Origin of the sequence: Candidatus Magnetominusculus dajiuhuensis (assembly GCF_046044395.1) — a bacterium.
In the GTDB taxonomy this organism is placed as follows: Bacteria; Nitrospirota; Thermodesulfovibrionia; order Thermodesulfovibrionales; family Magnetobacteriaceae; genus Magnetominusculus; species Magnetominusculus dajiuhuensis.
The window spans coordinates 1-9,901 of sequence record NZ_JBJUSG010000130.1 but is presented as its reverse complement, the minus strand read 5'-3'; the positions used below and the strand labels follow the sequence as shown (position 1 = coordinate 9,901).

Sequence of the window (9,901 nt, the reverse complement as noted above, 5' to 3'; positions counted from 1 at the left end):
CTTCCTTAACCCTATCGGCCTCTTTTTTGGCAATCAAAGCCTCTTCCTTAACCCTATCGGCCTCTTTTTTGGCAATCAAAGCCTCTTCCTTAACCCTATCGGCCTCTTCTTTGGCAATCAAAGCGGCTTCCTTAACCCTATCGGCCTCTTTTTTAGCAATCAAAGCCTCTTCCTTAACCCTATCGGCCTCTTCTTTGGCAATCAGAGCGGCTTCCTTAACCCTATCGGCCTCTTCTTTGGCTGTCAAAGCGGCTTCCTTAACCCTATCAGCCTCTTCTTTAGCAATCAAAGCGGCTTCCTTAACCCTATCAGCCACTTCTTTGGCTGTCAAAGCGGCTTCCTTAACCCTATCAGCCACTTCTTTGGCTGTCAAAGCGGCTTCCTTAACCCTGTCAGCCACTTCTTTATCTGTCAAAGCCACTTCTTTTACCCTATCAGCCTCTTCTTTATCTGTCAAAGCTACTTCTTTTACCCTATCAGCCTCTTCTTTATCTGTCAAAGCCTCTTCTTTTGCCTGAATACGCATTTTCTCAACCTGTTTATTTTTAATTGCGACGGCAATGCTATTTGATACGGTGGCAATGGAGTCAATTGTGAATTTGGTTAAAATGTTTTTTGAAAATATGGCCAAAACACCCGTAACTCTTCCTTCTGCTATTAATGGATATTCCTCAAAAGCTATTATGCCATCCCGTTTAACCCAATCAGTGCTGTTAATTAAGGGGTCTGTTTGTGCCGGGTTGGTAATATGGGGCATGGAGTCACCTGCAATAATCCCCATTGCGTCTTTACCAACAGTAATTCGTGACTGGTCTCCGTCAATATTTTTATATAGTCCGGCACTAGCCTGTAGTTCAAGTGTATTTCCCGTTTCGTCCATAACCCAAATACGCGCCACAGATACACCCAAATGGCTGACTATAGCCTCAGCGCTATTTTGAAGCAATCCTGCTAACGATGACGCGCTTGAGGCCAAAATTTGCCCAATCTCCGCCATAAATTTCGATAGTTTTAATTGCTCTTGTGTCTCTTGATAAAAGTATGCGTTTTTTAGGACTAACCCTATTATTTTTCCAATCATGTCCATTGTTTGAAACAATGGATCCAAAGAAATAGAGTTTGCAGCGATTGTGATGTTTACAATCAATAAAGTGCCAATCCTTGTGGAGCCTGAATATAGAGGCATTGAAAGAATGTTGAAAATATCGGCGGATATGCCAGTCTCGTTAAACAACTCCTTCTTCTCCGGGATGTTCCATACTTTTATGCTGGAGGTGCCTACCGATACATAAATCATTTTTTCCAACAGGTCCCCTGTTAGAAATTCATGGTTGTCTGGAGGCGTTAGCGTCACTTTTGATATTTTACCATGTTCATCATGCAGGACGATGGCACAAACCTGAGAGTTGGTAAATTTACGTATATCTTCGCACAGGGCTTCCTCCGCGCCGGAGGGATCTAATGCCTGCGCCGGTATCTTCTGTAAAAAGTCCATGATGAAAAATTCACTTCCTCTGCTGCCGCCAAAAGATTCTATCATTGCCCTCAGACTCCTCCGTTATTTATTAGACACACACATCACAGGTAATCAGGGAAACGCCCCTTTGCCACTCCACCTGTGGTAGTGCTGCAATATCTACACATTATTGTAGCATATACACTTCTTGTTTGTAAAGCAAGAAGTTCTTTATAAATATATTTTACAAGACATGCTGTTATACTATGCCGGTGTGACAACCACGCCGACGAGGCGGATATGTATCAAAAAATATGATAATTCGCCCACTTGACACGGATATTCAAAAATGTCTATGATTAAAAATGGGAATGGTAAAAAAGCCTAAGTATGGACATGGCGAAGCGTTTCGGTACATGGAAAACGCGAGGGAGCTATTAAGGTCTGCCTCCATTGAGGATAATATATATATTGACAAGAAGCCGGTTCGGGAGGCATTTGGGACGGCATACTTTGCTGTGTTGGAGGCCATTAACGAAGTCCTGATAGAGAAGAAGGGAGTAACCTCCAAAGAGTTGCCTAAGTCAGTTGACGGCTACAGGGCGGTGCTACAAAAACACTTTGCTGTCAATAATGGCAGGCTCATGAGGGATTTTGAAAGCCTTTATGAAACATTACACATAGCAGGGTACTACAGAGGCTTAATCAGAAGAGGAACAATGGTCAAAGACGCCATGAAGGACACTGACGCCTTTATTAAGAAGCTCTTGAATTAGCCGAGCCTATCACACCCTGTTGATTTATGTTGTGCCGCTTGCCTTAGGTGTTGTTGCTGCTGCGGCTGTTGTAGTGTTGGTCTCAGACGCCAGATAACCGTTTACTGTGATGATACTTATGCCGAGTTTCCGGGCAATCTGTTCTGCGCTGTATCCCTCCTGTTGTAATTCCAGGGCTTGAGCAGCATTTGAAAGATGGACAGTGGTCCCGCCAGATGCGCTTGTTGTGGTTGTCTGATGGGCAGGTGCTTCAGCCTCAGTTTTTTTTGGGGTGATGGGAGCCGGATTAGTCTTAGGCGCATTAACAACGTCCTGAATGCCTCCAATACCCTGAATACCTTCAATTCCTTCAATACCTGACATAACAACCTCCTCGCAAGTCATTCACATACTACAACTATATCTACTCTATCGGTTATTACGCGTCGAAACTTTAACTCACGTGAAGAAAGGGGGACAGGCTATTTTTTATTCCAACATTAAACCGCCGTGGAAGACCTAAAAAGACGATATTAGAAAAGTTGCCTGTCCCCTTTCCCTTCCTTAATAATATCAATGCGTACAGCGTGAATATCCGCCAACTGTAAACCTTGCAATGTCCATATGGCTATTTGGCCCGGAAACTGACACCAGACCCATATCGAGTTTCTCGAAATAAAAAAACGTCGACATTCTCATGTCGGAGTAAAACACCCCATGCCAGAGTTTATACCTATCTACTTTTACGGCTTTAAATCCGCTTATCACCGCGTTTTTAACGATTCTTTTTGCTATTGAGGTTATGGTCGCCTTGATTTTCTTATTAATAGCAGGTACACACATTTTCCTGAACTCAGCCTTGTCGGTCAGGTCGTAAAACAGATTATAAATATCTGTAAATACAGTTTTTTCCTCGACCGCTAAAAGCAAACTCTCCACTTCTTCGTCAAGATTCATAGCTTACCTCTCATGCTTTAGGTTCCTCCTGCCTTTTTCTCAGATTATCTCTTATTATCTCATTCTCCTTGTACAATTATCATGGTACTGACTAAATTTAACACAGTCCGATGAAACAGTCAATACCATTTTGATTTTCATCGCCATTTGTGACCAAAGGCGCTCATTGAGGCTTTTGATGAGGTATCGGATCAGGCCAGGCGTGAAGCTGCCAATAAGGCCGACCTTGAAATCGTAAAGTCTGCGCTTGAACTCAAGATTGAAATGGTTAAGTCTGAAATAGACAAATCAAAAGCCGAAACCCTGAAATGGATGTTCCTCTTCTGGGCCGGGCAGTTAGTTGCGATGTTCACCATGTTGAAGGCGTTTCTTAAATAGTCCTGCCGCAATATACCTCCATGATCATCTTAGGTATGCCTTTCTGGCATGTAACCTTAAATCCTCCCATTCGACATACCACAATGCAATTTTTAATATATTAGTTATTATGAAATAACCTAACTCGGATAACTTATAAAACACTTCTCACCTACACCTTCCCCATCAAATGATCTATTTTCTGCCAAACCATCACGCATGGTACGAGCTTTTTTTTGTCGGTTACCGTAATAGCCATCTGCGCGTTTGCCTCGTCCCACTCACATTTTAACTTCACTCCAGAATTATGTGTGTCTACATCCCACGGGCCATCTGCGTCGCCGCTTACGTCCGCTTTGCCTTCCCCTAACTTCTGAAGTATAAAATCAACCTTCTCTCTGGTTATGCCTTCGTAGACATGCTCACCATCACATCCGGCCATTTATCAACTCCTTTCCATCGCAAAACTATACGCGTCGAAATGACTGCTGCATTATATATCATAAATAATGATATGTCAAGAAATTGTGTTGCGGTGGGAGCTGCTTTCAATCTATAATGATACGTATGAAAATCATATGTGTCCTGACGGTGGCCTGAGCTATATATGCGACCTGTTAAACGTTTTGCTGTCAATGCAGCCCTGCTGGTTGCCGCAGTGTTTATCTCGCTTGGGGTTGCGGAGATTGCCCTTCGCTTTACGACCTTCAATAAACAGCTCGAAATCTTTGAGCTGAAGGGTTATCTGGGCGACGATAACGAATCCTTGTATGATATTGTGAAAAATTATCCCCCCGCGACGTTTAATTTCTACGAGAAGCCCTACACCGTCTGGTCAAACGAACTTGGGTGCTATGATGCGCCATATAAGGGTGAACCGGACTATACGCTCATCGTCGGCGACAGCTTTACATGGGGTTTTACGCCCTATGAAGACCTGTTTCCACGCCTCATAGAAAAATACACCAAAGCGCGGGTGCTGAAATGCGGCGTTATGGGCTACGGCACAGCACAGGAACTTCTGAAAATCAAAAAAGTTACGCGCGCTATCGAAAAATCCTCAGGCACTAAGCCCGCCCTTATCATTACGGCCTATTTTATTGGAAACGATATGGTTGATGACCTGCATTTCTACAACAAAACCGAAAAAAATAAATCAACCGAAAAGATTCAATCACCACTCCTGCGCCACATCAGAAAGCCCAATACCACGTTTTATAAACACTTCGCCCTGTACCGCCTTTACGAGTTCATCACTGATAATAATAAATTATATCGCGTAATAAAACTCTGGCTCGGCATTCACGGCGAATATGAGCTGCCTTTCTTATCCCCCAAAGACGTCCCGATGCTCACTAAGGCGTGGCAGATTAACCTCGACAATGTCAGGCAGATGCAGTCAGAGGCAGACGCCCTCGGCGCAAAATTCGTAATCGTCCTGATTCCAACTCGCGAACAGGTGTATAAATTCCTGCGCCCGTATGACCTCAACTGGGACTACCCAAACGAGGTTCTCACGGGATTTTTTAAGGCAAACGGGATTCAGTATCTTGACCTGACACCGATATTACAAAAATATGCCGACCAAACCCCGCGCAGCGTACTTGATTCACAGAGAGATTTATACTGGCGCCATGACAGACATTTAAATCTCAGGGGACACAGGCTCATGGCCGTTTCGATTGTGAAATATTTAATAGACAGCGGCTCGCTGAATATTGAAAACCCTACCGGTGTAGAAAAGAATCTTGCACTTGAGCTGAATAACTGGAAATGAATAAATTTACCTCTGACCGATGGCGGTGATGCGCTGCGGTATGTTACAATGCAGGCGTTATGGAAGAGGTTGGCGTTGTGAGCAGGATTGACGGCGTTAATGCGACCGTGGTTGTACAGAGGAGGCAGACCTGCGAAGGCTGCAAGGAAGGCCAGTCATGCCTCTTTACAAACGACGGCAATGACAGTCAAACCGTCGAAATCACAGCGCTCAACATTGCAGGGGCAAAGGTTGGACAACAAGTCAGAGTAACCGCGAGGTACTACACGTATGTCAGGGGGACGCTGTTGGTCTATGGCCTTCCCGCGGCTGCGCTTCTTGTAGGGGCGGTGGCCGGTAAGTACCTGCTTGCCGGTGTGTTTAAGGCGTCCAATCCTGAGACGCTCTCCGCCTTGGGAGGGTTTTCCGCGTTTGTCGTTTCTTTTATTGCCTTAAAAATAATTTCCAGGAATCTTGAGCGAAAAACTGAAAATACGCCCGTAATCGAACATATTATCGAACTCTAAATATAAACCTTAAAGGGGGAACTATGGATAGTGCTGAAAAGGTTCGCAACGTAGCTATTTTAGGCCACAGCGGCTGTGGAAAGACCACGCTTGCAGAGGCAATTCTCTTTAATGCCGGCGCAACCACAAGAATGGGCAGCGTTACGGACGGCAACACGGTAATGGATTTTGACGCGGAGGAGATTGACAGGAAAGTAACGATTAACTCCTCAGTGGCCACATGCGAATGGTCAGACTACAGGCTGAATTTAATTGATACGCCGGGATTTATCAATTTTATGGAGGACACAAGGGGCTGCCTCAGGATAGCCGATGGCGCGGTCGTAGTCGTAAGCGCCGTTGACGGGGCGCGGGCAGAGACCCAGAAACTTTGGAAATACGCCGACGAATTCGCCGTGCCGCGTATCGTCTTTGTCAATGAAATGGATAAGGAAAACGCCAATTTTCAGCAAACCATCGAGCAGGTGGAAAAACTCTTTTCTGTTGACGCCATCCCGCTTTTTATCCCTATGGGTGAGGGGTTGCAATTTACGGGTGTTGTGGATGTTTTACATTCCAGGGCGTATGTGACAAAGGGCGGCAAATCCGAGGTGCTGGAAATTCCCCCGGATATGGTGGCCGATTATGAGCAATACAGAAAAAAACTGGTAGAAAAAATAGCCGAGCTTGATGACACGCTGCTGGAGAAATACCTCGAAACGGGCGAACTCACGCAGGAGGAGATCGTAAATGGAATTCGCCACGGTGTTTGCACGAGGGAATTTGTCACAGTTGCCTGTGGCTCAGCCGAAAAAAATATGGCCATTCCCCAGCTCCTGCAGGCGATAACCATGTACCTGTCTTCGCCCTTAGATAGATTTAACGCGGTATCGGTTACCGCTAAAAATACAAAGGACGGCTCGGAGGTGAAACTCCCACCGGCAGAAAACGCACAACTGGCGATTTACGTATTTAAGACGATTGCCGACCCATATGCCGGCAGATTAACGATATTCAGAATCTTTTCTGGCACACTCCGCCCGGACGCCACGCTTTTAAACACCACAAGGGGGACGAAGGAGCGGGTAGGGCAAATATTTCACATGATGGGCAAGAAACAAATCCCTGTCAAGGCGTTAGGCCCTGGTGAAATTGGCGTAGTGGCAAAATTAAAGGAGACACTCACGGGCGATACCCTTACAGACGAGGCACACCCTGTGGTGTTTTCCTCTGTCAAATTTGCCGAGCCTATTATATCCTATGCGATTGAGCCAAAAACAAAGGGGGATGAGGAGAAAGTAAGCACCGGCCTGCACAGGATACTTGACGAGGACCCTACAATAAAATTCCATCGTGACCCCGAAACCAACGAGATGATAATCTCCGGCATGGGGCAGGTACATATAGAGGTAACGCTGCATAAACTAAAGAGGAAATTCGGCGTTGACGTAGATATGAAGATCCCGAAAATCCCATACAGAGAGACCATTCGCGCCACTACCAGCGTGCAGGGCAAGTATAAGAAACAATCGGGCGGCAAGGGCCAGTACGGCGACTGCTGGATAACCGTAGAGCCTCTGGAAACAGGCGGCGGGTTTGAGTTTCTGGATAAAATCGTGGGCGGGTCTATCCCGCGCCAATACATCCCTGCGGTTGAAAAAGGTATTATTGATAAAATGAAAGGTGGCATTATTGCGGGTTACCCGCTGGTAGACGTCAGGGTTTCTCTTTATGACGGCTCGTATCATGCCGTGGATTCCTCAGAAATGGCATTTAAGATAGCCGGTTCGATGGCTATTAAAAAGGCGGTACTGGCCGCCAGTCCCGTCTTGCTTGAGCCAATTATGAAGGTAGAGGTTATTGTGCCTGATGATTATCTCGGGGCCATAATAGGCGACCTGAACTCAAGGCGCGGCAAGGTTCAGGGCATGGAATCCCAGGCAGGGGGGAATCAGAAGATTGCGGCCACAGTTCCGATGTCCGAGATGCTCACCTATGCCAACCAGCTCCATAGCATAACCAGCGGCAGGGGGCTATACTCGATGGAGTTTTCGCATTACGAGGATGTGCCGCACCAGAATGCGCAAAAGATAATCGCCATGGCTAAGAAAGAGGAGGAGGAGGAGTAATACAAAAATACGAGGTATGCGCCATCATTTTGTCTATTGTTGGCTATACCAGCTCTCAGAAAATACGTGGGTTTAGAGGCTGTTATATATGAAACAATAGACAAAATGGTTCGTTTTGTCTATTGTTTCTGCGGTGACCCCTTATGTGTCTATATGTCCGCTCATATGTCCAGTCCCATATCAAGTTAAAGGGGATGTGTTCCTGATTCACCTGAGCCGCATAGCAATCTCTGCTTTATTGCTCTCTGATGCATGTGCCATGAAATTTGGGGTTGTTGACATCAAAAAAATAATTGTAGTACGATATTGAAGTGAATAAAACCTTTATTTTATAAGGAAACAGGTCAGATGCTATATATAGAAGATATTAAAAGTGAGTATGAAAGAAATTATCGTCTTTATGGTGACTTTCTTGAAGAGGTGAAGAACAAATTTAAAGATATTCTTTGTAAGAATGAAATGCAGAAAATATCAGAAATAACTTCAAGAATTAAAGATTTTGAATCTATCACTCATAATATCAACAATTACAAGTATAAACCTATAATACCTCATAAACTATGTGAGATAACAGATTTAGCCGGTATTAGGATAACTTTGCTATTTAAAAGAGATATCGAAGCAATTTGTAAGATTATTGAAACCTATTTTGAGGAAAAAAGAAAGAAACGTATATTTCAGTTAGAACAACAATTTGGTTATGGATCACTCCACTATGAAGTGAAAATAAAAAAAGGAGTGCTGCACTCCTGATAAATATGATAAGTTTGACAACTTGATTGTAGAGATACAGGTTAGAACACTTGCGCAGCATCTTTGGGCGGCTGCCTCACATTATCTTAATTATAAAGAAAGAAAAGATGTCGCGTCGCCATTTCTGAGACCTATGGGCAGGATATCAGCTCTTTTAGATATGGTTGACGATGAATACGACCGTCTATTGAATTTAATGGATAAACTAATTCAATCTATGGAGATAAAAGAACAGGAAGATAAAAAGGACACATGATAAAAGAAGTATGTATCACATCGTTAGCGCATAGGGTGTGGGCAGATTTCTTTATTCTGTAGAGGACATGTAATCGGTGGCTATGCTAATATGCTAAATAGCGCCGCCGACCGTTTAGGTGGGTGCTGTCCCATATTTAGGTTGCCTCTTCATATGTTTTTTAGCATTAGATATAAGGATTACCTTCGTCATGTCAAAGTTCGTAGAAATTACTTCAAGCCGCAGAAGTATAGGATTTGAGCAAGCTCAGGACGATGTCTTTTACATAAAACCGCATAAAAAAAGAAGCGTATTGTTACTTAGCGAAAAATGCTATAATACAGTTAACAGGTGTAAAGAAGGAGGTGGACAGATATGGCCATCGAAATTAAGGCCCGCATTTCGCACGGTGTTATAGAGCCTTTGGAACGGATTGATTTTCCAGAGGGGAAAGAGGTAACTGTCACGATCTCCTCAGACATAGCTACACCTAAAGCAAGTATAACAGAGGCTTTAGACGCTGCATTTGGTTCATGGGCGGATGTTGATACAGAGAAGCTGAAGAGAGATATCTATGCCAACAGAGAGAAATCTGTCAGAAAATAGCCAGAAATACCTGATAGATACCGATTGGTTGATAGACCTTCTCAAGGGCGTAGGGCTTGTTCGCGAGAAATTACGAGAGTTTAGTCATGAGGGACTTTCTATAAGTATCATTTCCCTTGCTGAAATTTATGAGGGGATTTTTGACTCCAAAACTCAGGACAAACAACAACAGTCATTAGATGCGTTTTTAACACCGGATTTGGTTGTTTTAGGAATAGATGCCGATATTTGTAAAGTTTTTGCCAAACAACGGAAGATACTGCGAAAAAATGGACTATTGATTGATGACTTCGACCTGCTAATCGCCGCTACTGCCATCTGTTATGATTTGGTTATATTGTAAGCGTCAAGAAAACCCCATCTTTACAGTGGGGGTAGCAGATGTCATAAT

General features: G+C 44.1%; 12 protein-coding genes. 8 read left to right on the top strand and 4 right to left on the bottom strand.

Annotated features, from left to right (window positions below; genetic code table 11):
• Nucleotides 1–1,540, bottom strand: a 1,540-nt coding sequence (locus AB7D94_RS14455) for a GAF domain-containing protein (protein WP_420266655.1), incomplete at its 3' end; no start/stop codon positions are given.
• Nucleotides 1,541–1,821: 281 nt separating this feature from the next.
• On the opposite strand from AB7D94_RS14455, the gene AB7D94_RS14450 reads away from it, so the two are divergent.
• The gene (locus tag AB7D94_RS14450; RefSeq protein WP_420266654.1) at nucleotides 1,822–2,232 is read left to right on the top strand and encodes a DUF5618 family protein; all 411 of its coding nucleotides are present in this window, start codon (nucleotides 1,822–1,824) and stop codon (nucleotides 2,230–2,232) included.
• A 24-nt stretch (nucleotides 2,233–2,256) separates the two neighbouring features.
• On the opposite strand, the gene AB7D94_RS14445 is transcribed toward AB7D94_RS14450, so the two are convergent.
• The 3 genes from AB7D94_RS14445 to AB7D94_RS14435 form a co-directional block, all read right to left on the bottom strand.
• Nucleotides 2,257–2,595 carry a helix-turn-helix transcriptional regulator gene (locus tag AB7D94_RS14445; protein ID WP_420266653.1) on the bottom strand — a complete coding sequence of 113 codons (339 nt, stop codon included), beginning with the start codon at nucleotides 2,593–2,595 and terminating at the stop codon, nucleotides 2,257–2,259.
• A gap of 189 nt (nucleotides 2,596–2,784) precedes the next feature.
• Nucleotides 2,785–3,168, bottom strand: coding sequence for a hypothetical protein (locus tag AB7D94_RS14440; RefSeq protein WP_420266652.1), 384 nt, complete (start codon nucleotides 3,166–3,168; stop codon nucleotides 2,785–2,787).
• 529 nt (nucleotides 3,169–3,697) lie between these two features.
• Entirely contained in the window at nucleotides 3,698–3,967 is a 270-nt protein-coding gene (locus AB7D94_RS14435; protein ID WP_420266651.1) for a hypothetical protein, read from the bottom strand.
• 165 nt (nucleotides 3,968–4,132) lie between these two features.
• Here AB7D94_RS14435 and AB7D94_RS14430 point away from each other — a divergent pair, with 165 nt between their 5' ends.
• The 7 genes from AB7D94_RS14430 to AB7D94_RS14400 all read left to right on the top strand — a co-directional run bounded on the left by AB7D94_RS14430 (nucleotide 4,133) and on the right by AB7D94_RS14400 (nucleotide 9,853).
• Nucleotides 4,133–5,302 carry a hypothetical protein gene (locus AB7D94_RS14430; protein WP_420266650.1) on the top strand — a complete coding sequence of 390 codons (1,170 nt, stop codon included), beginning with the start codon at nucleotides 4,133–4,135 and terminating at the stop codon, nucleotides 5,300–5,302.
• Nucleotides 5,303–5,361: 59 nt separating this feature from the next.
• A complete protein-coding gene (locus tag AB7D94_RS14425) occupies nucleotides 5,362–5,808 on the top strand; it encodes a SoxR reducing system RseC family protein (RefSeq protein WP_420266649.1) in 447 nt (148 codons plus the stop codon).
• A gap of 23 nt (nucleotides 5,809–5,831) precedes the next feature.
• Nucleotides 5,832–7,916 carry an elongation factor G gene (fusA, locus tag AB7D94_RS14420; protein ID WP_420266648.1) on the top strand — a complete coding sequence of 695 codons (2,085 nt, stop codon included), beginning with the start codon at nucleotides 5,832–5,834 and terminating at the stop codon, nucleotides 7,914–7,916.
• Nucleotides 7,917–8,264: 348 nt separating this feature from the next.
• Entirely contained in the window at nucleotides 8,265–8,669 is a 405-nt protein-coding gene (locus AB7D94_RS14415) for a hypothetical protein (protein ID WP_420266647.1), read from the top strand.
• Nucleotides 8,670–8,691: 22 nt separating this feature from the next.
• Complete coding sequence (locus AB7D94_RS14410) at nucleotides 8,692–8,925, top strand: hypothetical protein (RefSeq protein ID WP_420266646.1); 234 nt, start codon at nucleotides 8,692–8,694, stop codon at nucleotides 8,923–8,925.
• A 354-nt stretch (nucleotides 8,926–9,279) separates the two neighbouring features.
• Complete coding sequence (locus tag AB7D94_RS14405) at nucleotides 9,280–9,510, top strand: antitoxin AF2212-like protein (protein ID WP_420266645.1); 231 nt, start codon at nucleotides 9,280–9,282, stop codon at nucleotides 9,508–9,510.
• A complete protein-coding gene (locus AB7D94_RS14400) occupies nucleotides 9,479–9,853 on the top strand; it encodes a type II toxin-antitoxin system VapC family toxin (protein ID WP_420266644.1) in 375 nt (124 codons plus the stop codon). The genes AB7D94_RS14405 and AB7D94_RS14400 overlap by 32 nt, the downstream gene beginning before the upstream one ends.
• The last annotated feature ends 48 nt before the right edge of the window (nucleotides 9,854–9,901 follow it).

Excerpts from the sequence above, each read along its gene's own strand:
- AB7D94_RS14450 (WP_420266654.1), top strand. The coding sequence starts at position 1,822 with ATGGGAATGGTAAAAAAGCCTAAGTATGGACATGGCGAAGCGTTTCGG.
- AB7D94_RS14445 (WP_420266653.1), bottom strand. The coding sequence starts at position 2,595 with ATGTCAGGTATTGAAGGAATTGAAGGTATTCAGGGTATTGGAGGCATT.
- AB7D94_RS14440 (WP_420266652.1), bottom strand. The coding sequence starts at position 3,168 with ATGAATCTTGACGAAGAAGTGGAGAGTTTGCTTTTAGCGGTCGAGGAA.
- AB7D94_RS14435 (WP_420266651.1), bottom strand. The coding sequence starts at position 3,967 with ATGGCCGGATGTGATGGTGAGCATGTCTACGAAGGCATAACCAGAGAG.
- AB7D94_RS14430 (WP_420266650.1), top strand. The coding sequence starts at position 4,133 with ATGCGACCTGTTAAACGTTTTGCTGTCAATGCAGCCCTGCTGGTTGCC.
- AB7D94_RS14425 (WP_420266649.1), top strand. The coding sequence starts at position 5,362 with ATGGAAGAGGTTGGCGTTGTGAGCAGGATTGACGGCGTTAATGCGACC.
- fusA (WP_420266648.1), top strand. The coding sequence starts at position 5,832 with ATGGATAGTGCTGAAAAGGTTCGCAACGTAGCTATTTTAGGCCACAGC.
- AB7D94_RS14415 (WP_420266647.1), top strand. The coding sequence starts at position 8,265 with ATGCTATATATAGAAGATATTAAAAGTGAGTATGAAAGAAATTATCGT.
- AB7D94_RS14405 (WP_420266645.1), top strand. The coding sequence starts at position 9,280 with ATGGCCATCGAAATTAAGGCCCGCATTTCGCACGGTGTTATAGAGCCT.
- AB7D94_RS14400 (WP_420266644.1), top strand. The coding sequence starts at position 9,479 with ATGCCAACAGAGAGAAATCTGTCAGAAAATAGCCAGAAATACCTGATA.